The sequence below is a fragment of the Kribbella pratensis genome, from assembly GCF_004366075.1.
GTDB lineage: Bacteria > Actinomycetota > Actinomycetes > Propionibacteriales > Kribbellaceae > Kribbella > Kribbella pratensis.
Map to the genome: position 1 here is coordinate 264,948 of NZ_SODU01000003.1, position 23,116 is coordinate 288,063.

Genomic DNA, 23,116 nt, shown 5'->3' on the forward strand with positions numbered 1-23,116 from the left:
GGCGGGTAGCAGCTGTCACATTCCTGCAGTGCACCCAGGGTAACTATTCACGGCGTCGGCTGTTCCGGTCGCCGCGCGTGCTCGCGGTCGTCGTACTGGCTCGCGCATTCCCACGCTGGTTCGCCTTGCTGATCGGGTGCATCGTCCTCACCGCCATCTGGCCGGCGATCTTCGCGGCGCTGGTCGCACACCTGATCACAGTCCTTCCCGCTGCCGCCCGGTCAGGCCCGAACTCACCCGCGGCAGCCGACCTCGTTTCGGCACTCGCCGGCATCGCGCTTGTGCTGGCAGCTCAGGAGATAACGCGCGCCGCCTACGAGGTGGTGCGCTGGGCGCTGTACCGGCGGTATGAGGAACACCTGATCGGTCGCGTGATCCGGGCCGCTCTCGGCGCAGGCACCTTGGACATCTTCGAGCGGTCCGACCTGGCCGCCAAGACTGACCGTGCCGTGCGCATCGCGGGCCTCGAACCCGGGGACCTGGTCGACGGCTTGAGCATGAAGTGGCCCCTGCAAGCCCAGGGTCTCGCGGCCGCTGTGCTGGTGGCCACCGTCTCCACCCCGGCCGCCGCAATCCTGGGCCTGGTCTGGATCCTGGTCGGCAACAGGCTGCAGGCGAACATGCGTCGCTCCGACCAGTTCACCTGGGAAGACGCCGTACACGCCGCGAGCTACACGCATCGGATCGGCTTGCGTCAGGAGTGGGCCAAAGAGGTCCGCATCTTCGGTCTCACCGGCTGGTTGTCGGATCGGTACGGTTGCCAAACGGCTCGCATACTCGCGGAGCTGGCCAAGGCCCGCAAAGTCGGACAGCGCCCGCTGGCCGTGCTCCTAGCCCTCGTCGTTGTGGTCAATGCCGCCGTCATCGCCCTGGCCACACGGTCAGACCTCGGCGTCGGCTCTGTCGTACTGCTGCTCCAAGGCATGCTCGGCATGAGCCTTCTCGCCGATCAGTGCGGTGACGATCTCATCGAGTACGGCGCTAGTCGCGTCCCGGTCGTTCTTGAGCTGGAACACCTCGTTTCCCACCACGCCACGACACACTCTGGCACTGCCAGGGCATCAGGACGTCCGACGGAGTCGATCGTGTTCGAGGAGGTGACCTTCGGATATCCCGAGTCCGGCAGAGTTATCTTCGATCGGCTGAACCTCGAGATCCGGGCGGGTACGTCGCTTGGCATCGTCGGCCTGAACGGAGCAGGCAAGACAACGTTGACCAAGCTACTCACGGGGCTCGAAGTACCGCAGAGTGGCCGGATCCTCATCGACGGAACCGATCTTCGCGAGCTCGATCAGGAATCGTGGCGGAAGTCCGTGGCAGCGATCTTCCAGGACTTCGTCCACTACGAGATGTCCGCGCGGGACAACATCGGTCTCGGCGCAGTCGAGCAGTTGGCACAGCCAACGATCGACGGGGAAATCGAGCGCTCCGCCGTACGAGCCGGCGCGGATGCCATCCTCGGCGCGCTCCCGCATGGTCTGGACACGACGCTTTCTCCCCGGCTCGAGAGTGGAGTCGACCTGTCGGGTGGACAGTGGCAGCGGATAGCCCTCGCCAGGTCACTCATGGCGGTTCAAGGTGGCGCGCGCATTCTCGTTCTCGACGAACCAACCGCGCAACTCGACGGACGCGCCGAGGCGGACATCTACGACAGGTTCCTCGATCTCACGTCCGGCTTGACCAGCGTCGTGATCAGCCATCGCTTCTCCACGATCCGCCGCTCCAGCCGGATCATCGTGCTTGACGGCGGACAGGTCACCGAAGACGGCAGTCATGAACAGCTCCTCGCGGCCGACGGAACCTACGCACGCATGTTCCGCAAGCAAGCGATGCGGTTCAGTTCCAACGCCGAGGAGGACATCGATGACTGAGAACTCCCGTCGTACCAGCCGCCGGCGCGTCATCACAACGATGCTGCGCCTAGCTTGGCAAGCAGATCGCGCAGCGGCGGTGCTCGCGTTCGTCCTGGCCGGGCTTGGGGCGATCACGCAGTCGTTCTACGGTCTGTGGCTGAAGTTCATCGTGGATGGCATCCACACCGGCAGTCCACTTCCCCTGGGGGTCGGCGCTGTCGGAGGCGTCGTCTCGATTGCCGCCAGTGTCGCTGTGGCCTACGGCGGACAGCGTGCCCAGTCTCGGCTCCGCGATCACACACGGTACCTGATGAACGCGCAGATCCTCAACCTGGTCAGCGCCGCGCCAACGCTGGAACTCCACGAGAACCCCCACCACCTGAACGAGCTGCATGCGTTCCAACGAGAAGGCCATCAGCTCAGTCAGGTCCTGCCGAGGATGGTCGAACTCTGCGCCGTCACCGTGCAGATCGTCACGACCGCGGTCCTCATGGTGCTTGTCGATCCACTCCTCCTCGCTCTGCCGTTGTTCGCAGTGCCGTCGCTGCTCGTCAGCTTCAAGACAAGCCGCATCTTCCGCGACAGTGGCCGGCGCGCAGCCGAACCCGCCCGGCTTGCTGAGCATCTCGTCGAGCTGACGGCCACGCCCGGCGGCGCGAAGGAGGTCCGCCTGTTCAGGTTGCAAGCGGAGATGCTGCGCAGGTTTCAGCGGGCCCACCACCAGATTCGACGCCTTCATGGACGAGCCCAGCTCCAGGCCGCCGGCTGGAGTCTCGCCGGACGACTGGTCTTCATCGCCGGATACATCGCTTCCATCGCTCTTGTGGTGCGGCAAGTCACCATTGGCGAGGCAACCATCGGCGAAGCCGCGCTGATCGCGGTGCTGGCCGGTCAGGTGCTAGGGCTGGTCAGCGGTTCCAGTGAGGTCCTACAGCTCACAATCCGAAGTCTGGTCGCCGCCGACCGTTTCGTCCGCCTGCAGGACCTCTTCGGCCACGCGGCTCGGGGCCATCGTCCTGTGCCGCAGCGGCTTGAGCACGGCATCTCGCTGCGCAACGTTTCCTACCAGTACGACGGCGCAGCGCAGCCTGCCCTCGAGGAGATTGATGTGGACCTGCCCGCCGGCTCGACAATCGCCATCGTCGGCGAGAACGGCGCCGGCAAGTCGACTCTGGTCAAACTCCTTGCGGGCCTCTACAGCCCGACCAACGGCAGCATCACCATCGACGGGGAGGATCTAGGCTCGGTCGAACTCACCCGATGGCAGCACAGAGTCTCTGCTGCGTTCCAAGATCACGCCCGCTTCGAGTTTCTGGTGCGCGAAACCGTTGCGCTCGGAGACATCGAAAACGCTGACACCGACCTGTTGGTCCTTGATGCGCTCGAACGCGCCGCAGCCACCGACGTACTGTCCGCCCTGCCCCGCGGGCTCGACACACAGCTCGGCTCAGGCTGGCCGGCCGGGGTCGACTTGTCCGGAGGCCAATGGCAGAAGCTCGCCATCGCCAGAGCAATGATGCGCCCAGCTCCTGCCTTACTGCTCCTCGACGAGCCCTCAGCAGCCCTGGACCCCGAAACCGAGCACCGCCTCTTCGAAGCGTGGACCCAGGCTGCACATCATCTCCGAGAGCGCGCCGGCTCCATTACTGTCCTGGTCTCCCACAGATTCTCCACAGTGCGCATGGCCGACAGCATCATCGTTCTCCAGCGCGGGACGATCGCAGAACACGGCTCCCACGAAGAACTGCTCCACAAGAACGGCCTCTACGCCGAACTCTTCAACCTCCAAGCCTCCGCCTACCGCTGAGCCGTATAGCTGAGACGCCGCAGTCCTCGGTCAGTGCCTCGGGGTCGATCGCGCTACGCGTCAGCAGCACCGCGGCCGCTAATTCTGGTCTTCGACCTGCTGCAGGCGGCGAACGAACTGGCTGGTGATCCAGCCGGGCGCAGTGATTGCGGTGCCGACGACAACTGCCCAGGCACCGGCGGACAGGGCTTGCGTTGCTTGGAAGGGAGTGCGGTATCGACCTTCGGCGACAACCGGGATCTGCACGCGCCTGGCCAGTTCACCGACCAGGGTCAGGTCTGGGGCTTCCACCTGTGGGCTGTCCGGTGTGTAGCCGGACAGGGTTGTGGAGACCACGTCGGCGCCGAGCGCTTCGGCCGCTTCACCCTCCGCGAGCGTCGACACGTCGGCCATCACCAGAGCTCCGGCCTCATGGATTGCCTCGATGCTGCGGATCAGTGGGTTGCCGTCCGGACGAGGTCGCGCCGTCCCGTCCAGCGCGACGATGGTTGCCCCGGCGGCCACGACCTCCTGGGCGTGCTGCACAGTCGGCGTGATGTAGACGTCGCTGGGCTCGAGGTCGACCTTCCAGAGCCCGATGATCGGTACGTCGACCAGCGGGCGGACAGCGCGGATGTCGGCCGGCCCCTCCAGCCGGAGTCCGACCGCACCACCCTGCACCGTACTCGCCGACATGGCGGCGATGACCCGGGAGTCGCGCAACGGATCCGAGCCCCGTGCCTGGCAGGAGACAACCAGTCCACCCCGGATCCGCTCCAGCACGTCGTTGACGGCGTTGATCGTCATCCTGCTCCGATCGCATCGAGGGGCGCGGCAAGGAGGGCGGCTGCACCGAGCACGCCGGCCAGCGAACCCAGCCGGCCGCGCAGGACCTCGACCTGCCCGCCCGGGCCAGGCAGACAATGGCGGCGGATCGCCTGCTCGACCTGTCGCCGGCACGGCTCCCCGAGCTCGGCGACGCCTCCGTTTATACCGCGGTCGCCCAGATCGGCGCGAATGACGAAGGCCCTCTGACCAGTTTCCTGATCAGAGGGCCTTCCCAAGTAGCGGGGGCAGGATTTGAACCTGCGACCTCTGGGTTATGAGCCCAGCGAGCTACCGAGCTGCTCCACCCCGCGTCGTTGTGTCTTTAGTTTAGAGGATCTGGGCCGAGCAACCAAATCGGTTCCCGGTGCGCCGAAAACCCGTGTCTGCCGGCGGCTCGGCGGCGTACCGTCCGAGTATGTCCCGACACGTCGTTCGTCCGTTCGAGGAGACGGATCTGCCGGCCGCGGCGGGTCTGCTCGCTGAGCGGCATCAGGCGCATCGCAAGCGTCACCCATTGCTTCCCGCTGACTACGAGGACGAGCAACTGGCGCTGGTCGAAGTGACGGCCGCCTGGGAGACCGAGGGTGCGTCCGGCGCGGTGATGGTCGAAGGCGGCGAGATCACCGGCTATCTGCTCGCTGCTCCGAAGCAGTCACCTGTCTGGGGTCCGAACATCTGGGTCGAGGCCGCCGGTCACGCCGTACGTGAGCCAGAACACATTCGCGACCTGTACGGCGCAGCTGCTGCGAAGTGGGTCGACGACGGCCGCATCGCGCACTACGTCCTGGTGCCCGACGACCCCGCGCTGATCGACGCCTGGTTCCGGCTCGCGTTCGGTTCGCAGCATGCGCACGCCGTACGACCTGTGCCTGACTCGCCCCTCTCGCCGCCCTCGGATCTGGTCGTACGCCGTGCCGTGCGTGCGGACATCCCTGTACTCGCGGAACTCGACCTGGAACTGCCCTGGCATCAGGGGTTGTCGCCGGTGTTCTCGTCCGGCGAGCTGCCGACTCTGGAGGAAGCGGTCGCGGACTGGGAGGAATCGATCGACGATCACGACTACGCGACCTTCGTTGCCTCGTACAACGGTGAGGTCATCGGCTCGTCGGTCGGCTGCTCGCTGGACAAGTCGAGTGCGCACAGTGGGCTCGCGAAACCGGACAACGCCGGTTTCCTCGGGTTCGCGGCCGTGCTGCCGTCGGCTCGTGGACTCGGCGCGGGGCGGGCGCTGGGTGAGGCCGTGCTGCAGTGGTCGGCGGAGACCGGGTACTCGTCGGTCGTGACCGACTGGCGAGTGACGAACCTGTTGTCGTCGCGGGCGTGGCCGCGGCTCGGGTTCCGGCAGACGTTCCACCGGTTGCATCGGCTGATCGGGCACTGACCGCGAGGTTGTCCACAGATCCGAACTCGCCGGTTCAGCCGAGGGACGATCACTGCACCTTCTTGGTCACGAAGGGCGTCTCGCAGCAGGCGGGGCGCCGCCGTTTCCAGGAGGCAGCCATGTCGCGTTCATCGCTTCGTTCCCGAGCCGTGCCGTCCGCCCGCCGTATCGTGATCGGAGGCGCGGTCTTCCTGGCCGCACTCGGGCTCTCGACGACAGTCCCTGCCTCAGCAACAGTTTTCACCCCGTCGTCGACGTACTCCGCGGATCATCCATCGACCGAGCAGAAGGCTGGCACCTTGGACGGCTTCGTGATCGAGAACCTTCCCGACGGCCTCGGCACGCCGAGCGACTTCGAGTACGAGTGGGAGGACGTGTCCTTCCACAGCCGGGTCTGGGAGACCGGACCGGATCCGGAGGGAGCGTTCAAGGTCGATCTGACCGTGAAGACCCTCCGCGGCGAGAAACTCACCGATCTCGAGGCAGTGAAGGACTTCCTGGTCGAGTACGAGGAGAAGGAGCCGGGCGACTGGCAGCTCGAACCGGTCAAGGTCGGCGGGTACGACGGCCTGTTCGCCGGCAACGAGGTCTTCTACTTCATCGAGCCTGGCGTCGCGGCCGAGGTCACGATCGACCACGAGCGCTTCACCGACGAGGACGTGCTCGATACAGCGGCCGGGTTCCACCCGGAGCCGACGACCTGATGCCGTAGGCAACCAGCCGCGCGAGCGGGCGGGCGAAACGAACGAGGCGGCGACGCCGACTGATGTCGGTGTCGCCGCCCCGGAACCAGCCTGCGGGCTCAGCCTGCCGGTGAGGTCGGTGGACTTGTCGGTGTCGTCGACGCCGGTGGGTTCGACGGATTCGCGGACGGCGTCGCCGATGGTGTCGGGGCAGGCGTCTCTGCTGCACCGGCGGCGGCACGGTCGAGCGCGGCCTTCATCTGGTTGAGGTTCGTCTGGTAGCCGGCGAGGTCGCCGTTCTTGAGGGCTGTCTGCGCCCGGGTCCATGCGGCCTGTGCGTCGGCGATGGCCTGCTTGACCGTCTGGTTCGGCTGCTGCGTAGTGGGCGGTTTCTGCGTTCCTGGAGGTAGCTCACCGGTGTCGACGCTGGTCTTGAAGACCTTCGTGAGGGCTTCCTGCAGCGTCCCGCCGTAGGCGACGCCGTCGCCGAAGGACACCAGGACGTACCGCAGGACGGGATAACTACCCTGCCCGCTGGTCCGGACGGAGTAGACCGGCTGGACGTAGAGCAGACCACCGCCGAGCGGCAGCGTCAGCAGGTTGCCGTACTGCGCTCTTGCTCCGCTGTTCGGCTGGTTGATCGGCAGCAACGCCTGTCTGATGCCTTCGTCGGTCTGGAACTTGTTGTAGACCTGCCCCGGACCAGGTATCTGCAGGTTCCCCGGCAATCGCAGGACGCGGAACTTGCCGTAGTCCGGCGAGGTGGCCTCGGCATCGACGGCCACGAACGCCGTCAGGTTCTCCCGTTCGCCGTTCGGTACGTACACCGACGTCAGCGAGAACTTCGGCTCGGTCTGATCGGGCATCCGCAACGAGAGATAGAAGGGAGGCTGGCTGATATGCGTCGCCGAGTCGCCACCGGAGGAGACCGCGGTCGGGTCGTCCGGCACCCGCCACAGGTCGCTGTTCTGGTACCAGGTGCCGGCGTCCTGGACGTGGTACTTCGCGAGCAGATCGCGCTGCACCTTGAACATGTCCTCGGGGTAGCGCAGGTGCGACATCAGGGCCGGCGAGATGTCCGAGCGCGGCTTGACCGTGCCGGGGAATGCCTTCATCCAGGTCTTCAGCACCGGGTCCTTCTCGTCCCAGGCATACAGCTCGACGGATCCGTCATAGGCGTTGACGACAGCTTTGACCGAGTTGCGGATGTAGTTGATCTTCTCGCTCGGCTGCTGTGCGATCGTCCCGCGGCCGGTGGTGGTATCCCTGGTGCTCACGTCCAGGTCGACCTTCTCGGAGTACGGATAGTTGTCCGAAGTGGTGTAGCCGTCGACGATCCAGACCACCTGGCCGTCGACGATCGCCGGGTACGGGTCACCGTCCGGCGTCAGCCACGGGGCCGCCTTCTCGACCCGCTCGCGCGGGGTCCGGTCGTAGAGGATCTTCGACTCCGGGTTCACCCGGCTGGAGAGCAGGATGTTCGCGTCCCGGAACTTTGTTGCATACAGCAACCGGTTGCCGAACGAGCCGATCGGGACGCCGCCCTTGCCCTCATAGGTGTTCAGCGTCGGGTCGCCGCCTTTCTGTCCTTCCGGCGTGTCGAGCTCGACCTTCTGGCCCCCCGCGGGGGCGCCGACGATCGAGTAGTCCGGCGACTGCTCGCCGAAGTAGATCCGCGGCTCGTACTTGCCGAGATCGCCGGTCGGTGGCAGGTCCTTCTCGGTCCACACCGGAGTACCGCCCTGCGACTGATTCCCGTTCGCGGCCACGACTCCGTAGCCGTGGGTGTAGACGGTGTGGTCGTTGTTCCAGTTGCGCTGCCCGGCCGGCAGACGGTCGACCTGGACCTCGCGGACCGCGAGGACCGTGTCGTTGACCTTGCCCTTGATGTTGTACCGGTCGACGTCGAGATCGGTCGGGAACGAGTAGAAGCCACGGACCTGCTGGAGCTGCTCGAAGGTCGGGCCGATCACGGTCGGGTCGATCAGCCGGATACCCGGCAGGACCTCGGCATCGGCCGTCAGCTCCTCCGGCTTCGCTGTGGTTTTCGCGTTGTACTCGGTGACAGCGGTGTCCTCGAGTCCGTACGCCTGGCGGGTGGCGTCGATGTTCTTCTTGATGTACGGCGCTTCCTTCACCGGCTCGCTCGGTCGCACCCGCAACTGCTGGAGAGCGGCCGGCCAGAGCGCACCGAGGAGGATCGCCGACAGGATCAGCACGACTGTTCCCACGCCGGGAAGCAGCCAGGTCCGGCGGACCACGTTGGCGAAGAACAAGATCGCACACAGGACCGCGATAACGGCCAGGATCTCCTTGCTCGGCAGGACGGCGTGGTCGCCGGTGTAGGAGACACCCGTGAACAGCTTGGCGTCCGAGGTCGTGAGACCGAACCGGTCCAGCCAGTAGCTGAAGGCCTTGAGCAGAACAAGCAGGCCGAGCAGCACCGAGAACTGCACCTGCGCCGCACCGGAGGCCTTCTGTCCCTTGGCGGACGGGCGGAAGCCGCCGTACAGGTAATGCGTGATGATCGCGGCGACCAGCGACAGCAGGACGATCGAGTAGCCGAAGCCGAGCAGCACGCGCAGCCACGGGTAGTCGAAGACGAAGAACGCGATGTCCTTGTTGAAGTGCTTGTCGGTGACGCCGAAGGGGGTCCGGTTCCGCCAGGCCAGGAAGACCTTCCACTCCCCCGACGCTGCGGAGCCGCCGAAGACCAGCATCAGGGTCGCGACGACGCCGACCGCGATCTTCCCGTGCTGCTGCAGCAGATCGCCGTACCGCTCGAAACCGGGGCTGGGCGACGGAGCGAGCGCTACCCGGGGACGGGTGCGGAAGGCGACGACGATGTTCGCGACGACCGCGGCCGCCATCAGCAGACCGACGATCACGAACAGCAGCACGCGGGTGCCGAGCACGGTGCTGAACACCGAGCCGAGGTCGACCGATCGGTACCAGAGCCGCTGGGTCCAGACGTCGGTGAAGACGCTGAACAGGATGAGCAGGACGATCAGCGTCGCGATCGTCGGCAGCAGAGCGCGCGGGCGGCCACCTGTTCGCCGGGTCCTGCGGGCCGGCGGCTCTTCCGGCATGTCATAGACGCCGTCGCTCATGGTCGCTTCTCCTCGTCGTCGCTCATGCCGTCGACCCCAGGACCCTCGCCCGACCGGATGCCGGCCGAAGGTTCGAATGTCAAAGACAGTACTTCGCACAGCGTGGGGACCAAGTCGACACCGGTGAGCACTGCACTGTCCTCGTCGTGGGCGCGCAACCGGACGGCGCCGAACCGGGTTCCTTCCCGGAGCACCGCTGCGACCATCCGGACCTCGTGCCGGCGCGGATCGCTGCCGGCCAGCCGGGCCAGCTCGGCGTCCGACTCGACGCTGGACAGGCCGGACTCGGCCGCCGCGGGCAGCACGATCCGCTCGATCGCCAGTGCGCATCCGGCGACGCCGTCCGGCCATTCGATCCGGCCCAGCGTGTCGGCGAGATGGTCGTCCTCGACACCGCCCGGCAGTTCGCCCTGGGCGACCGGGGTCAGCGGTTGCGATGCGTCCTCGGCGCCGAGTTCGGCGGCAAGGTTCGGTTCGGCGCGGAGCAGATCCGCCGTCGGAACCAGCGCGAACAACTGCGCGGGCTGGTCCCAGCCCGCGCTGCTCACGTGCTTCTCGATCTCGACCACCGCGCGGCTGAGCGCGTCCGGTGGCAGCGTGCCTACGGAATCCATGCCGGCAGATCTTCCCTTCGGCTCACCGGTACGTACTTGTCGCTCATTGGCTGCACGACGGGACATCTCCCTTGCCGTCCGAGACCGCCTGCAGGGCGCTGATGGCGTCGGTCAGCGTGCTGATCTTCACCAGCTGGATGCCCTTCACGTCCGCGTGCAGTGCGGCCGCGCAGTTCGGCGCCGGGACCAGGAACACCGTCGCGCCGTCGTTCCTGGCGCCGGCGATCTTCTGCTGGATACCGCCGATCGCACCGACCTGGCCGAGCGCGTCGATCGTCCCGGTTCCGGCGACGTGCTTCCCGTTCAGCAGCGCGCCCGGGGTCAGCTTGTCGTAGATGGCCAGCGCGAACGCGGTGCCCGCACTGGGGCCGCCGATGTCCTGACCGAGGTTGACCGTCACCTTGACCTGCGAGTCGACGCCGATCGTGATCCCCACCATCGGCCGGGTCTCGTCACCGGGCGTCGCGGCAGTCTTCAGCTGGACGGTCTGTTCGGCGGTGCCGCGGCGGATCAGGAACACGACGTTGTCGCCGACCTTGTGCCTACGGACGAACTCGCCGACCTGCGGGACCTGCGTCACCGTCTTGCCGTCGACGGCCAGCACGATGTCGCCCGGCTTCAGCTTGCCCTGCGCCGGCGAGTTGTCGGCGACTGTCGAGACCTTCGTGTGGAACGGAACCTTCGCCGCCTGGAGCGCGGCGGCGACCGCGCTGTCCTGCGAGCCGGTCATCTCCGCGGTGTTCTGCTGCTCGACCTCGTCGGCACTCTGGTCCGGCGGATAGATGATGTCGCGCGGGAACAGGTCGTGGTGCGGGTCGAGCCAGTTCCGCATCGCCTGCGGCAGGGTCAGCTGCCGGTCGGGCGAGGTCACGGAGACGGTCGTGAGGTCGAGCTGGCCCGTGGTCGGGAACGTCTCGTGGCCGGTGATCTCGACAACCGGCTTGTTCTTCGCCGATCCCAGGGTGTCCTTGACCGGCCCGGGGCTGAACGAGACGAACGGCACCGGGAACGCCGTGACCAGCCCCAGCGAGACGACAAGCACGACGATCGAGGTGACCAATGTGGCGGTACGACGTGTCACGAACCCTGCCCTGCGATCTTGGAGCCGGAGCTACGGATCTCGGAAGAGACCGGCTGATGGTTACGACGACCGAGGCCACGGCGACGTTCCGGAGTGGCCCGTGGGCCTGGCGCGGCGAGCGCGGCGTTGAAGCGGCGGAAGTCCTCGACCGAGGCGAAGGCGCCCCCGGACCGGCGGCGCTCACGGCTGCGCCACCCGCGCCACGCCGCCCAGCACATCGCCAGCAGCGTGGCGACCAGCGGGAACGCCAGCCACGCCAAAACCTTCATCCGGCCACCTTCATGCGCCCAGCGTACGGGTCAGTGAGCGCCGACCCACTCGCTGCCACCGTCGGTGAAGAGCTGGTGTTTCCAAATCGGGACCTCGGCCTTGAGGTCGTCGATCAACTGCCGGCACGCGGTGAACGCCACATCCCGGTGCGACGCCGCCACCGCCACGATCACCGCGGCGTCACCGATCACCAGGTCCCCGGTCCGGTGCACAGCGGCCAGGGCGGTCACCGCGGGGTCGTCACAAATACGCTGCGCAACCTTTCGCAGGTGCTCCAGCGCGTCCGGATGCGCCTCGTAGCTCAAGCGGTCGACCGGCTTGTCCTGGTCGTGGTTGCGCACAGTGCCGATGAAAAGCGCAGTTCCGCCCGCCGTCGGGTCCGCGACAGCCGCCAGTACCTCGTCGCTGGACAACGCAGTGCCGCGAATGTCCAGCAGTCTGATCGCGTCGCTCATCCGTTCCTCATTCCGGCCAGGTCCCCACGCTCACACCACAGCGTTGCATCCCACAGCATTGCATCCCCCACCATTCCATCCCCCGCACCGCAATTCTCCCTCCCACCCTCCCTCTCCAGCACATCCCCTCCCTTTCCGCGTCCCGGGGTACCGGGCTGCGGTGCGTGGTACGGCGTACACCGGGAGAGACTGTTGCCTTCCTCACCTACCTCCCGGGACCGGAGCTCGGCTCTGTCTGGGGCGAACAGGGACGGTTGTGCGTTCACCCAGCGAGGAACTGATGGACGGAACCAGTACGTTGGAGTTGTACGCCCCACCCGCACAGGAAGGCCCTCCGATGAGCGACGAACCGGACAACCCGGACAACCCGTTCAAGGGAACGCCGTTCGAGGCCATGTTCCAGCAGTTCTCCGGTGCGGCCGGCGCGGGCGGCGCCCCGGACCTGAACGCGATCTTCGCCCAGGTCCAGCAGATGCTGAGCGGGTCCACCGACGGCAAGCCGGTGAACTGGGACCTGGCCAAGGACATCGCCCGCAAGACCGTCTCCACCGCCGGCGACCGGTCGATGACGTCCACCGACAGCGATCGGGTCGCGGACGCGGTCCGCCTCGCCGAGCACTGGCTGGACGACGCGACCACCCTCCCCGAGGTGTCCGCGACCTCCGCGGCCTGGAGCCGCGCCGAGTGGGTCGAGAACACGCTCCCGGTCTGGCAGACGATCGTCGATCCGGTCGCGGAGCACGTCGCGGGCGCGATGGGCAACGCGCTGCCCGCCGAGGCGCAGCAGTTCGCCGGTCCGATGGCGGGGATGCTGCGGCAGTTGGGCGGTTCGGTCTTCGGGGCTCAGGTCGGACAGGGGCTCGGTGAGCTTGCCGGCGAGGTCGTCAGCTCGTCCGACATCGGGCTTCCGCTGGGTCCGACCGGCCAGGCGATCCTGCTGCCGGACAACGTGGCGAAGTTCGCCGACGGCCTCGGGCTGACCGACGAGGACGTCCGGTTGTACCTCGCGTTGCGTGAGGTCGCGCACCAGCGGCTGTACGCCGGGGTGCCGTGGCTGCGCCAGCATCTGCTGGCTGCGGTCGCCGACTACGCGGCCGGGATCGAGGTCGACACCGGGAAGATCGAGCGGGCAATGGCCGACATCGACCCGCAAAACCCGGAAGCCATGCAGGAGGCGCTCGCCGGCGGCTTGTTCGAGCCCGAGGACTCGGCGCAGCAGAAGGCGGCGCTCGTCCGGCTCGAGACCACGCTGGCCCTGGTCGAGGGCTGGGTCGATGACGTCGTACGGGAGGCGACGAAGGACCGGATGCCCGCTGCGGTGCAGCTCGCCGAGACGGTACGGCGTCGTCGTGCTGCCGGTGGTCCCGCCGAGCAGACGTTCGCGACCCTCGTCGGTCTCCAGTTGCGGCCGCGCCGCCTGCGTGACGCCGCGAACCTGTGGGCCGCCGTCCGCGACGCCCGCGGTGTCGACGGCCGGGACAGCCTGTGGTCCCACCCGGATCTGATGCCGAGCACCAGCGACCTGGACGACCCGATCGGCTTCGCGCAGCACGCCGGCGAACTCTCGGACATCGACATCAGCGACTTCCTCAACGAAGAGACGTCCGAGAAGCCCGAGGACGACGACGGCGACAACCCCACCAAATAAGGACGACGACCCCCCCCGGAGCAGGCGGCGACAACCCAACCCAGTAGCCGTCGCCGGACCTCACCTGAGTGTGGTCGTCCTACCCCCGCCTCTGGGTCGTCGTCCTACCCCCGCCTCGGGCCGTCGTCCTACCCCCCGGCTCCGGGTGGTCGTCGTACCCTCGCCTCGGGGTGGTCGTCCTACCCCGCCTCGGGGTGGTCGTCCTACCCCCGCCTCGGGGTGGTCGTCCTACCCCCCGACTGGGGTGGTCGTCGTACCCCGCCTGGGAGTGATTGGGTCGGGGTGGGGAGACTTGCGGAATGCTTCATGGGGATGCGGTTGAGGTCTTGGAGCGGTGGCGTGCGCCCGATGCGGAGCAGGAGGAGCTGCGGGCGCACTACCTGCGGCACCTGGCGACGCATCCGGACGGGATGTGGCGGAGCTGCCGACCGGAGCATGTGACGGCCAGCGCGCTGGTCGTCGACAGCACGGGTCAGAACACCTTGCTGACCTTGCACAAGACAGTCGGCCGATGGCTCCAACTCGGCGGCCACTGCGAGCTTGGCGACACCACGCTGAGCGGCGCTGCCCTACGCGAAGCGACCGAGGAGTCCGGGCTCCCGGGGCTGACGGTGAGCCGTGAACCGCTCCAGCTCTCCCGGCATCTACTGCAGGCCGGCGGCTGCGCGGGTGCGTACCACCTCGACGTGCAGTTCCTGGTCACCGCGACAACGACGGAGTACGTCGTCAGCGACGAGTCGGACGACTTGGCGTGGTTCCCGCTGAACGCCCTTCCGGTTGACACCGACACCAGCGTCCAGAGCCTCGCAACCCGAGCCAACCACCAGATCCCGCAGACCTGACCGCCCGAGGAACACAGGCGTGTGGGCCGACTCAAGTCAGCCGGCCCACCTCCCCACAGCAGGGCACTCCCCACCTCAGCCCCGCAACAACCACCTGTACGTCCCCGTTGTACTGCCCCCGTGATCGCCTGCTGGTAAAGCGGTTTCAGGCACCCCCGTGCCTTCCCCTGGTTGTACTGCGATCCCCGCGATCGTGCGTCCCCCATGATCCCCGTAGGTACAGCACTCCCCGTGATACCGCGTCCCCGTGATACAGCGTCCCCGTGTCCCCGTGGTGCTGCCGGTGTGCGCAGTCCCCCGACTGCGGCACGCCGTTGTGGTGCGATCCCCGTTGTATGGCAGGCCCGAACCGCATCCCCCCGGTGCGGTCGGGTCGTCGTCGGGTGCCGCCCCTGAACGGCATCGGCGATCACTTGGGCTTCCCCGTATTGCCTGCGTTCCCCGTTGCATGGTGAACGAGCGGGCGGGGAGAAGGTGACGGCTCAGGAGTGACGAAGTATGGATCTCGTGGCGTCCCAGCCTTCGAGGCCGGGATCCAGTCGCGCTAGGTCAGCGTTCGATCGCAGACGGTGCCAGCCAGGGCCGATCGCCACGGCGTGACGGCGGGGTTTGCGGGCCTCGAGGAGTTCGAGTGGAGTGTCGAACGTCGGGGCGAGTTCGACGAGCCAGTCGGCGACGGGGAGCTTCACGCCGATGGCCGCCAGCGAGCCGTCCTCGGCGGGCGTGACGGCGATGTCGGCGTTGCTCAAGGCGCGGAACAGCTTGCCGATGAGCAGCCCGGGAAGGTCCGGTACGTCGTGCGACACCGCGACCACTGCTGCGGCCGGGCCGGCGAGTTCCACCGCATGCAGGACGGGCCGATCGTGATCGACGGCGTACGTCGGTGTGCCGGGCCAGGTCAGTGCTCGCACCTCGGCCACAGCGTTCTCGTTACCGGCGACTGCGACCGCGACGTCGACCCGGTCGAGCGCGGCGATCACTTCGTACGTGTCCTCGGCCATCGCCAACCGCCACGCCTCGGAGTCCCTGCCCGGCGGAGCCCAGGTCCCAGCGGCCGGCACGACAACCACCACCACCCGACGATCTGCCCCGTCCGAAGCGGTCATGCTGGGGTGCTCGCGTCGTAGGTGCTGCGGGCGGCGGCTACTTCGGGCATGTGGGCTTCGGCCCACGACTTGATGGCGGAGATGAGTGGCATCAGGGTGCGGCCCAGTGGTGTGAGGTCGTAATCGACGCGGACAGGGACGGACGGCGTGACCGAGCGGGTCAGGAGGCCGTCGCGTTCCAGGGAGCGGAGGGTCTGCGTCAGCATCTTCTGGCTGACGCCGGCGATGCGGCGCGACAGGTCCGAGTAGCGCTGCGGGCCGTCCGCGAGGGCGGTCAGTACGAGCGTCACCCACTTGTCGCTGATGCGGTCGAGGAGTTGCCGCGCAGGACAGGTCGCCAGGAACGCGTCGTACTCGCGCGCTGCCTCTTCGCGGAGCTGTGCTGCGGTGCGGGTCGGCATGGCTCTCCTCGACGTACGGAACGCACTCCGAAGTGCGTACTTCCCAGGAGAGAGTAGCTCTCCGAGAGTGGTGCAGTCCCAGACACCACGAGGAGAGAACGATATGCGCGCACTAGTAGCCCGCCGGCTGGACGGGCCGGATGCGATCGAACTGATCGAGACCGACGTACCTGAGCCGGCCGCGGGGCAGGTACGGATCAAGGTGGCCGCCGCCGCGGTCAATCCCGTCGATCTGGCGGTCAGTGCCGGGATGCCGGTGGAGTTCGGCCTGACTGCCGCGAGGCAACAGTTCGGCCTCGGCTGGGACGTCGCCGGCACCGTGGACGCCGTCGGGCCGACCCAGAACGATGGCCGGAAAACCACGCGCGGAGGCCGGCTTCGCATCGGGGACGCGGCGGTCGGAGTTGCGGACCTGCTCGGGCGCGATCTCAAGACTCATGCGGAGTACGTAGTCCTGGACGAGGAAGCCGCGACGTCGGTGCCGAGGAAACTCGCCTTGACCGAGGCCGCGACCTTCGGGCTCAACGGCCTGACAGCGCTGCAGGCGATCAAGGCGCTCGAGCCTGAGCCAGGTCAGACGCTGTTGGTCACCGGAGCCGCAGGAGGAGTGGGCGGGTACGCAGTAGAAATTGCGAAGTACCTCGGCCTGACCGTCATCGCTGCCGCCAGCGCGCACGACGAGGAACTGGTGCGGCTGATGGGCGCGGAACACTTCGTGGACCGGTCGCAGGACCTAGCTACAGCGGTACGGCGGATAGCGCCGGGCGGCGTCGACGCCCTGGTGGACGCAGCGGTCGTCGGTGTCGGCGCCCAGGAGGCTGTGCGCAACGGCGGCCGCCATGTGCACCTACAAGGAGGACCGCGCCCACCACACCTCCGAGGGATCAGCGTGAAGCAGCTCTTCGTGCAAGCGAATCGGAGTGACTTGGAGGAACTGGTGCGACTGGTCGACGCAGGACCGCTCTCGACTCGCGTCGCGGACGTTCACCCGCTCACGGAGGCCGCGGCCGCCTACAAGCGCCTGGCTGGGGGCGGTGTGCGCGGCAGGCTGGTGCTGGTGCCCTAAGCGGTAGCGCTCAGCTCGGACTTGATCAGACCGAGGCGCAGCCCGGCCATGATCGCGTTGGCCCGGTTCGTCGCTCCGAGCTTGTCGTAGAGGCGGGACACGTACGTCTTGGCCGTCGACAGACTGACAAACATCGAGGCCGCGATCGCCGGCACCGAGTGCCCACTGGCCAGCAACGACAGGACTTCCTGCTCCCGCGGGCTGAGCGCAAGAGTGGTGACCGGCCGCGGGGCAACCTGCCCGCGTCGGGCGAGAGCCGATGCGAGACCGGTCGCGGTGAAGGACGCGGCCGCCACCGCAGCGTGCCGGATCGCCCCGAGCACTTCCGCGTTCGGGGCGGTCTTGCCCACGAACGCGGACACCCCGGTCTCCAGGGCCCGGAACAGGACGTCGTCCTCGTCGTGCGACGTGAGTACGACGATGCCCAGTGCCGGATGCCGGTCACGCAACTCACGGGCGAGCCGAAGGCCGTCAGCATCCGGCAGCACCACGTCGAGGATAACTACATCAGGGAGCGCGGCCGCGATCTGGGCCGGCGCCTCTGCGGCGAGGCCGCACTCACCGACGATGCTGATCTCGGAGTCGGCGCTGACCAGCCGGATCAGTCCGTACCTGGTCAATGTGTGGCCGTCGATGACTACGACCGTGATCGGCTTGCCCATGATGTATGCCCCCGTTGACTCCCCAGCACAGCGTGACGAGTATCACCTGCTGTAACTATGATCGGGCACGCTCAACGGATTGTTACGCACTTCAAACGGGTGCTTTTAATCTAAACGACCTAAACGCTCCGTAACCAAGTGGCGGAGGCCAGGCAGCATCAGGCGAGGAGCGCCTCGTACCACGCGGACAGCGGGCCCGCGGCGAAGACGGCGAGCAGGACGCCGGCAATCATGAACGGCCCGAACGGAAGCGCGGTCTTCCGGCCACCGCGCCCAATCCCCATCACCACAAGGCCGACGGCCGCACCGAGCACGAAGGCCGCGAGGGCACCGACCAGCAACGCCTGCCATGAGAGGTACGCCAGTACGGCGCCGACGAGGCCGGAGAGCTTGACGTCACCCCAGCCCATCCCCGCCGGGTACGCCACCGCCAGGAGCAGGTAGAACCCGAACAGCGCCGCCCCGCCGATCACAGCCCGTATCAGCGCCCGCCCGTCGTGGTCCCACGCGGTGGCGCCGACGAGCAGCGCCAGCAGAATCGGGTACGACGGCGCCACGATCGCGTTCGGTAACCGTCGTACGTCGAGATCTATCAGCGCGAGCGCCACACCGGCTCCGGTGAACCAGAGGTACGCCGGAAGCGCGGCAACCGTGTCGAGTCGCAGGGCGATCGCGCTGAACAGGAGGCCGGTCGCGAGCTCGACGAGCGGATACCGCACGCTGATCGGCAACCGGCAGTCCGCGCATCTCCCCCGCAACATGATCCACCCGATCACGGGCACGTTGTGCCTGGGACGCACGAGACTGCCACACCGCGGGCAGTGCGACGGCGGATTCACCACCGACTCGCCTCGCGGCACCCGGTAGATCACCACGTTCAGGAACGACCCGACGGCCAGTCCGAGCAGCCCGGCGAACAGCGCGATCATCCCGGCCTCGACCAACTGAGCACAGTCACCTGCCGATGCCCTGGACTGGGGGCCATCGGATTACTGTCCACAAGGGCCACCTTCGATCGCAGCACCGGCGCCCCACCGGTCGAACACGGTCCCGCACCGGAGCAGATGTACGCCGACAAGTACAAGCTGAAGACAAACCCGGGCGAGTCGTCAGGCACTTCGATCACCACACCGCCATAGGAGAAGCTGCCGGTCTCCTTGATCCACAACGACCTGGAGACGACCCCGAACCGGAACACCTGTTCAGCCGCGTTGTTGAGCGTGATGTCCAATGCGGCCTTCGGCGTGTACGTCGTTCCCTGAACGTAGAACTGGTTGCCGGATTGGTTCGGTGTCGACACCAGGGCACAGCTCGTACTGCCGGTTCCGGTGTACGGCCCGGTGCGGACACATCCGCTGCCGGCCCGGAAAGCCGGCGGCGTGAACTTCAGCTCCAACTGCAGCGCGTCGATGTCCAGCAGATCGGTTTTGGCCGGGTTGGCGAGGTTCGGCGTCATGGTGATCGTCGCGCCGCTGAAAGTCCCCTTGTAAATGGCATCTGCGATCGCGCCGGTGCGAGCAGCGTCGAGCGGGATCAGGTCCGTGCGGAAGGCTCCGCTGTTCGCCGGGATCGTGATCGAATCACCGACGGTCAGATTCGAAGGCTTGACCTTCAGCGTGACATCGAACTTCTCCGTCGAGGCCGGATCGCTGTGCCGATGAACGACCTTGACCGCTGCGGACTGCAGGACCGATCCGGCCGGCACCGCGCTCGGCGGGACGAAGCCGTCGACAGTCATGACCGTCGAGTCGTTCTTGCTCGTGCTCTTCCAGGTGGCGAACCCAGTGTTGTCGATGGCGGACAAGCTCGACGGGGTCGCCGTGACGCCGAATCCGCCCGCCCTGCTCACGGCGTCGAGCTTGAGTGCGCTTGCGTCGGCCCACGCCGTCGGCGTCTCCGATCCCGACGACAACCCGTACAGAGCCACCGGCGCTGCGTTGGAGTCGTACGTCCCGCAGAGCTCGGCCTGTGCGGCCCTGACGGCCAGTTGGCTCTCGCCGCCGAAGATGAACTGCACACCGATCGCGTTGCCGTTGTTGATCGGGTTGTCGCACGACCCCGGGATGGTCGGTCGCACGGGCGGGGTGGAGATGATCGCGCCTGCGGAATTGACCGGCGTACCGGCGACCAGGTAACCGTTGTCGACGGTCCAGACGTCGCCACCGTTGGAGTTCAGCAACGGGTTGGCGTTGTCGCCGCTGTTGTGGAAGTCGAAGTAGTACACGCCGGTTGCCGCCGGCTTGCCGCTCCCGTCGTACACCGGCGGGAACCAGAACGTACTGCCCTTGCACGAGCTGCTGGAGCTCATCATGTCGGACAGGCCCTTGGCGTCGTCGTAGTACCCGGGCTCGAAGCGGATCACCGAGTTCGGCGTCGTACAGCTCGGAAGTGTCCGGTGCGGCAAGCCTGCTATCGACGCCGCCGGCAGATAACCCGGGTCGTCCCCGAGCGGATTGCTCGCTCCGCCGATGTTGCAGTCCGCCGCCGGAACGGCCTGGATCGTGCCCGCGCAGCTACCACGCGCCCAGGCGTTGGCGTTGGTGTTCAGCGCTCCGTTCACCACGTTGATGTTGGAGTTGGAGAACACGTTGCCGTGAACCCGGAAGGTGGAACCGGTCGGCTGCTGGATGTTCAGTCCGTCCTCTCCGGAGATCTTGCCCAGGGTGAGGATGGCATTGCCGGGCCGGTTGCACTGCGAGAGCGACGGGCACTGGATGAGCACCTTCTTCGGGTCGGCCGTGCAGGTGACCGCGGCTGAGCTCGATCCGTAGAAGCTACTCAGCTGAAGAGTGTCGCTCGCGCCGAAGCAGTGTTGGCCGGCGTTGTGGTTGTAGGTGCTGTTGCGGAGGTTGTTGATCGCGGCCTGCATTGCGCCGTCGGCGTTATAGGTGTCGGCGACCTGGTCGCGCAGGCCGACGGTGGTGCGCACGCTGGTGTCCGAGAGGTTGAGCAGCGCGGTCAGGCTGAGCGCGACCACAGTGATCACGATCAGCGCCAGGACGAGCGCAGCGCCTTCGTCGCCGCGAGCGCGGGCGCGCGCGATGCGATCTCTCATTGCTGCCTCCGCTGACCGTTGAGGGTGATCGGGTAGTCGCCGACGGATGCCCGCGTGACCCGGAACGTCACCTTCACCTGGTCCGGTACGTCGGTGCTCTCGCAGTCACTCGAACAGGTCACAGCGAGACTCCCGGGCTTTACGTTGTGCGCGAGGACGACGTCTGTCCCGGTGATCGCGGGACCAAGGCACTTGATCCGGTGCAACTCACTCACGGCACCGACCGGTTTCAGGTAGTACGCGACGACATTGGTGGCGGCGTCCTGCATCGATACCGCTGGATTCCATGCGTCCGAGAGCAACCGCAGTGCGGCGGTCGTCGAGCCGCAGGTGTATCCGCCGGCGTTGTACGCCGCGTTCAGCTGCACCGATTGCCTGAACGGCACCGAGTCTCCGTTGATCGCGGCCCAGTCCCGCAGGCCGAGCTCGGCGACGTCACGAGCGAAGTACGACGAACTGATCTGGGCGTCGTGCGACAGTTCCAGCCGGTCGGAGGTGTCGGTGGTGTTCCGGAGGGCACCGATGACGACGTTGGCCAACGGCACCGTGATGATTGCGAGGATCGCCACCGCGAGCATCAGTTCGACCAGGGTGAATCCGGCCTCGGTGCGGGTTCTGCGGGTCAGCATGACGTCTCCAGTCCGCACGGCTTCCGCAGTACGACGTCCACGCGCTCGGTGGCCCGACCGTCGTCACTGGCCACCTGGACCGTGAGTTGCTGAAGCCCGAGATCCGTGGTGCAGCTCGACTGCCATGCGCTGCCGGACCAGTACCGCATCGAGCCGGTCACGACCGTCGGGGTGAATCCCGCCGGAGTGGTGAAGCCGGAGTGCGATTGGTACCAGGAGCTCGTCCCGCAAGCCTGGTAGTTGCCTGTAGCAACCGCAGATTGGATCGCCTCGGCGTAGTCACGGACCGCGGTGCCTGCGGTCGATTGTTTGCGATGGACATCGGAGACCAGCACGCTGGTCACCAGGCCGGCCATGATGGCGACCACCGCGATGCCCATGATCGCGACCGCGATCAGGACCTCCAGCAGCGATTCGCCCTGCTCTCCGCGGGGGCTGGTCATGTCTGGACCTGGCGGAAGATGCCGTACATCGCCGAGACCAGCGCGACCGCGACGAAGCCCACGATGAGGCCCATGACAACGATCACGAGCGGCTCGAACAGGCCGATCAGCTTCTTCAGCTTGTAATCGAGCTCGCCCTCGTAGTACTCGGCGGTGACTTCCAACTGGGTGTCCAGCGTTCCGGTGTCTTCGCCGACCCGCATCATCTGGGCCGCCGTCCTGGGAAAGAGCTTGGTCGCGGCCAGGGGCCGGGCCAGACCCTCTCCTTCCAGGAGGGCCTCACTCGCTATGCCGAGGGAGCGCCGGAAGACAAGATTCGGGAGAGAGCCGGTGGCCACCCGGAGGGCCTCGGGCAGCTGCACTCCGGCGCCCACCATCGACGCCAGGATGCGGCAGAACCGTTCGACGAGTGCGAACTGGATCGTGTTGCCCAGCACAGGCAGAGCGAGGAACAGCTTGTCCCGCGCATAACGGCCGCCGTGGGTCTGCACCACGCCGAGGATCAGCAGGGCGAAGAGTGCGACGCCACCGCCGACAGCCCACCACCATGCGGTGAAGAAGTCTGTTATCGCGAGCAGCATCCGGGTCGGCAGGGGCAGTGTTGCATGCAGGCTGTCGAAGAAGTCCTTGAAGCGGGGCAGGACGAACGCGGCCAGTACGACCACCGTGACCATCGACATCACGGCGACGATCGACGGGTAGATCATGGCCTGCTTGACCTTGCGACGGGCCTCGAGGTCGCGTTCCAGGTACTTCGCCAGTTGCCCGAGCACCGTGTCCAGCTGACCGCTCAGCTCCGCGGAGCGGAGGATGCCGCGGTAGTACTCAGGGAAGATCTTGGGATGGCGGTCGAAGCAGTCCGACAGCTTCTCGCCGCCGCGCAGCCCGTGCTCGACCTCGGCCATCATGCGGCGTACGGACGCGTTGTCGGCCTCCTCGCCGAGCGAGTGCACGGCGTCGATCAACGGCAAGCCGGCCCTGATGAACGCGCCCAGCTGGCGGGACAGGTGCATGACCTCCTCGCGCTTCACCCGGCGCGGGGTGATCTCCAGCTGCAGGAGGCTGCGCTTCTCGGTGACCCGGATGTCGCGCAGCTCGCGCTCGTAGAGAGCGAGCTCCGCATCCTCACGGCTCTCCGCCTTGGCGGTGCCCTTCGCGACCTGGCCGTCCGGCGCGATCGCGACGTACGCGAATCTGGTCATC

Annotated in this window: 21 protein-coding genes and 1 tRNA gene; 7 read left to right on the plus strand and 15 right to left on the minus strand. The window is 67.0% G+C overall.

Features of this window, described 5'->3' with window-relative positions; all coding sequences use genetic code 11:
• Positions 1 to 77: 77 nt before the first annotated feature.
• Both EV137_RS25280 and EV137_RS25285 read left to right on the plus strand, forming a co-directional pair.
• Entirely contained in the window at positions 78 to 1,871 is a 1,794-nt protein-coding gene (locus EV137_RS25280; RefSeq protein ID WP_238175545.1) for an ATP-binding cassette domain-containing protein, read from the plus strand.
• Complete coding sequence (locus EV137_RS25285) at positions 1,864 to 3,660, plus strand: ABC transporter ATP-binding protein (RefSeq protein ID WP_134131066.1); 1,797 nt, start codon at positions 1,864 to 1,866, stop codon at positions 3,658 to 3,660. The genes EV137_RS25280 and EV137_RS25285 overlap by 8 nt, the downstream gene beginning before the upstream one ends.
• A 78-nt stretch (positions 3,661 to 3,738) precedes the next feature.
• On the opposite strand, the gene EV137_RS25290 is transcribed toward EV137_RS25285, so the two are convergent.
• Entirely contained in the window at positions 3,739 to 4,446 is a 708-nt protein-coding gene (locus EV137_RS25290; protein WP_134131067.1) for an N-acetylmannosamine-6-phosphate 2-epimerase, read from the minus strand.
• 258 nt (positions 4,447 to 4,704) lie between these two features.
• Positions 4,705 to 4,778 (minus strand) — tRNA-Met (locus EV137_RS25295).
• Positions 4,779 to 4,882: 104 nt separating this feature from the next.
• Here EV137_RS25295 and EV137_RS25300 point away from each other — a divergent pair.
• The gene (locus tag EV137_RS25300) at positions 4,883 to 5,848 is read left to right on the plus strand and encodes a GNAT family N-acetyltransferase (RefSeq protein ID WP_166680015.1); all 966 of its coding nucleotides are present in this window, start codon (positions 4,883 to 4,885) and stop codon (positions 5,846 to 5,848) included.
• Between the two features lie 119 nt (positions 5,849 to 5,967).
• Positions 5,968 to 6,552, plus strand: coding sequence for a hypothetical protein (locus EV137_RS25305; protein ID WP_134007095.1), 585 nt, complete (start codon positions 5,968 to 5,970; stop codon positions 6,550 to 6,552).
• A 98-nt stretch (positions 6,553 to 6,650) separates the two neighbouring features.
• On the opposite strand, the gene EV137_RS25310 is transcribed toward EV137_RS25305, so the two are convergent.
• From EV137_RS25310 to EV137_RS25330, 5 genes are read right to left on the minus strand one after another with little or no spacing between them, the layout of a single operon-like run.
• Positions 6,651 to 9,641 carry a UPF0182 family membrane protein gene (locus EV137_RS25310; protein WP_134131068.1) on the minus strand — a complete coding sequence of 997 codons (2,991 nt, stop codon included), beginning with the start codon at positions 9,639 to 9,641 and terminating at the stop codon, positions 6,651 to 6,653.
• Positions 9,638 to 10,255: a PPA1309 family protein gene (locus EV137_RS25315; RefSeq protein ID WP_202871150.1), complete on the minus strand. Its 618-nt coding sequence runs from the start codon at positions 10,253 to 10,255 to the stop codon at positions 9,638 to 9,640. Before EV137_RS25315 ends, EV137_RS25310 begins: the two co-directional genes overlap by 4 nt.
• A 43-nt stretch (positions 10,256 to 10,298) precedes the next feature.
• Positions 10,299 to 11,336 carry a YlbL family protein gene (locus EV137_RS25320; RefSeq protein ID WP_134007091.1) on the minus strand — a complete coding sequence of 346 codons (1,038 nt, stop codon included), beginning with the start codon at positions 11,334 to 11,336 and terminating at the stop codon, positions 10,299 to 10,301.
• On the minus strand, positions 11,333 to 11,605 hold the full coding sequence (locus EV137_RS25325) for a hypothetical protein (protein WP_238175546.1): 273 nt from the start codon (positions 11,603 to 11,605) through the stop codon (positions 11,333 to 11,335). The genes EV137_RS25320 and EV137_RS25325 overlap by 4 nt, the downstream gene beginning before the upstream one ends.
• A 30-nt stretch (positions 11,606 to 11,635) precedes the next feature.
• Positions 11,636 to 12,061 carry a molybdenum cofactor biosynthesis protein MoaE gene (locus EV137_RS25330; protein WP_134131069.1) on the minus strand — a complete coding sequence of 142 codons (426 nt, stop codon included), beginning with the start codon at positions 12,059 to 12,061 and terminating at the stop codon, positions 11,636 to 11,638.
• Between the two features lie 337 nt (positions 12,062 to 12,398).
• Between EV137_RS25330 and EV137_RS25335 the strand changes: the two genes are divergently transcribed.
• A complete protein-coding gene (locus EV137_RS25335; protein WP_134007087.1) occupies positions 12,399 to 13,709 on the plus strand; it encodes a zinc-dependent metalloprotease in 1,311 nt (436 codons plus the stop codon).
• A gap of 299 nt (positions 13,710 to 14,008) precedes the next feature.
• Positions 14,009 to 14,551, plus strand: a complete 543-nt coding sequence (locus tag EV137_RS25340) for an NUDIX hydrolase (RefSeq protein WP_134131070.1) — start codon at positions 14,009 to 14,011, stop codon at positions 14,549 to 14,551.
• Positions 14,552 to 15,033: 482 nt separating this feature from the next.
• Here the strand turns inward: EV137_RS25340 and EV137_RS25345 are convergent, their stop codons facing one another.
• Positions 15,034 to 15,657, minus strand: a complete 624-nt coding sequence (locus tag EV137_RS25345) for a DUF2064 domain-containing protein (RefSeq protein WP_134131071.1) — start codon at positions 15,655 to 15,657, stop codon at positions 15,034 to 15,036.
• Positions 15,654 to 16,058, minus strand: a complete 405-nt coding sequence (locus EV137_RS25350; RefSeq protein ID WP_133785548.1) for a winged helix-turn-helix transcriptional regulator — start codon at positions 16,056 to 16,058, stop codon at positions 15,654 to 15,656. The genes EV137_RS25345 and EV137_RS25350 overlap by 4 nt, the downstream gene beginning before the upstream one ends.
• Positions 16,059 to 16,161: 103 nt before the next feature.
• Here EV137_RS25350 and EV137_RS25355 point away from each other — a divergent pair, with 103 nt between their 5' ends.
• Positions 16,162 to 17,124, plus strand: a complete 963-nt coding sequence (locus EV137_RS25355; RefSeq protein WP_134131072.1) for an NADP-dependent oxidoreductase — start codon at positions 16,162 to 16,164, stop codon at positions 17,122 to 17,124.
• Here EV137_RS25355 and EV137_RS25360 read toward each other — a convergent pair.
• The 6 genes from EV137_RS25360 to EV137_RS25385 form a co-directional block, all read right to left on the minus strand.
• The gene (locus tag EV137_RS25360) at positions 17,121 to 17,786 is read right to left on the minus strand and encodes a response regulator transcription factor (protein WP_134131073.1); all 666 of its coding nucleotides are present in this window, start codon (positions 17,784 to 17,786) and stop codon (positions 17,121 to 17,123) included. The two genes, EV137_RS25355 and EV137_RS25360, sit on opposite strands and share 4 nt — an antisense overlap.
• A gap of 158 nt (positions 17,787 to 17,944) precedes the next feature.
• The gene (locus EV137_RS25365; protein ID WP_202871151.1) at positions 17,945 to 18,730 is read right to left on the minus strand and encodes a prepilin peptidase; all 786 of its coding nucleotides are present in this window, start codon (positions 18,728 to 18,730) and stop codon (positions 17,945 to 17,947) included.
• Positions 18,712 to 20,841 carry a hypothetical protein gene (locus EV137_RS25370; RefSeq protein WP_134131074.1) on the minus strand — a complete coding sequence of 710 codons (2,130 nt, stop codon included), beginning with the start codon at positions 20,839 to 20,841 and terminating at the stop codon, positions 18,712 to 18,714. Before EV137_RS25370 ends, EV137_RS25365 begins: the two co-directional genes overlap by 19 nt.
• Entirely contained in the window at positions 20,838 to 21,470 is a 633-nt protein-coding gene (locus tag EV137_RS25375) for a PulJ/GspJ family protein (protein ID WP_134131075.1), read from the minus strand. Before EV137_RS25375 ends, EV137_RS25370 begins: the two co-directional genes overlap by 4 nt.
• Positions 21,464 to 21,913, minus strand: coding sequence for a type IV pilus modification PilV family protein (locus tag EV137_RS25380; RefSeq protein WP_134007073.1), 450 nt, complete (start codon positions 21,911 to 21,913; stop codon positions 21,464 to 21,466). Before EV137_RS25380 ends, EV137_RS25375 begins: the two co-directional genes overlap by 7 nt.
• Entirely contained in the window at positions 21,910 to 23,115 is a 1,206-nt protein-coding gene (locus EV137_RS25385) for a type II secretion system F family protein (RefSeq protein WP_134007071.1), read from the minus strand. Before EV137_RS25385 ends, EV137_RS25380 begins: the two co-directional genes overlap by 4 nt.
• Between the last annotated feature and the right edge of the window lies 1 nt (position 23,116).

What these genes read in the sequence shown, in the direction of transcription:
- EV137_RS25285 (WP_134131066.1), top strand. Translation starts at nt 1,864, where the DNA reads ATGACTGAGAACTCCCGTCGTACCAGCCGCCGGCGCGTCATCACAACG.
- EV137_RS25290 (WP_134131067.1), bottom strand. Translation starts at nt 4,446, where the DNA reads ATGACGATCAACGCCGTCAACGACGTGCTGGAGCGGATCCGGGGTGGA.
- EV137_RS25300 (WP_166680015.1), top strand. Translation starts at nt 4,883, where the DNA reads ATGTCCCGACACGTCGTTCGTCCGTTCGAGGAGACGGATCTGCCGGCC.
- EV137_RS25305 (WP_134007095.1), top strand. Translation starts at nt 5,968, where the DNA reads ATGTCGCGTTCATCGCTTCGTTCCCGAGCCGTGCCGTCCGCCCGCCGT.
- EV137_RS25310 (WP_134131068.1), bottom strand. Translation starts at nt 9,641, where the DNA reads ATGAGCGACGGCGTCTATGACATGCCGGAAGAGCCGCCGGCCCGCAGG.
- EV137_RS25315 (WP_202871150.1), bottom strand. Translation starts at nt 10,255, where the DNA reads ATGGATTCCGTAGGCACGCTGCCACCGGACGCGCTCAGCCGCGCGGTG.
- EV137_RS25325 (WP_238175546.1), bottom strand. Translation starts at nt 11,605, where the DNA reads ATGAAGGTTTTGGCGTGGCTGGCGTTCCCGCTGGTCGCCACGCTGCTG.
- EV137_RS25330 (WP_134131069.1), bottom strand. Translation starts at nt 12,061, where the DNA reads ATGAGCGACGCGATCAGACTGCTGGACATTCGCGGCACTGCGTTGTCC.
- EV137_RS25335 (WP_134007087.1), top strand. Translation starts at nt 12,399, where the DNA reads ATGAGCGACGAACCGGACAACCCGGACAACCCGTTCAAGGGAACGCCG.
- EV137_RS25340 (WP_134131070.1), top strand. Translation starts at nt 14,009, where the DNA reads ATGCTTCATGGGGATGCGGTTGAGGTCTTGGAGCGGTGGCGTGCGCCC.
- EV137_RS25345 (WP_134131071.1), bottom strand. Translation starts at nt 15,657, where the DNA reads ATGACCGCTTCGGACGGGGCAGATCGTCGGGTGGTGGTGGTTGTCGTG.
- EV137_RS25350 (WP_133785548.1), bottom strand. Translation starts at nt 16,058, where the DNA reads ATGCCGACCCGCACCGCAGCACAGCTCCGCGAAGAGGCAGCGCGCGAG.
- EV137_RS25355 (WP_134131072.1), top strand. Translation starts at nt 16,162, where the DNA reads ATGCGCGCACTAGTAGCCCGCCGGCTGGACGGGCCGGATGCGATCGAA.
- EV137_RS25360 (WP_134131073.1), bottom strand. Translation starts at nt 17,786, where the DNA reads ATGGGCAAGCCGATCACGGTCGTAGTCATCGACGGCCACACATTGACC.
- EV137_RS25370 (WP_134131074.1), bottom strand. Translation starts at nt 20,841, where the DNA reads ATGAGAGATCGCATCGCGCGCGCCCGCGCTCGCGGCGACGAAGGCGCT.
- EV137_RS25375 (WP_134131075.1), bottom strand. Translation starts at nt 21,470, where the DNA reads ATGCTGACCCGCAGAACCCGCACCGAGGCCGGATTCACCCTGGTCGAA.
- EV137_RS25380 (WP_134007073.1), bottom strand. Translation starts at nt 21,913, where the DNA reads ATGACCAGCCCCCGCGGAGAGCAGGGCGAATCGCTGCTGGAGGTCCTG.
- EV137_RS25385 (WP_134007071.1), bottom strand. Translation starts at nt 23,115, where the DNA reads ATGACCAGATTCGCGTACGTCGCGATCGCGCCGGACGGCCAGGTCGCG.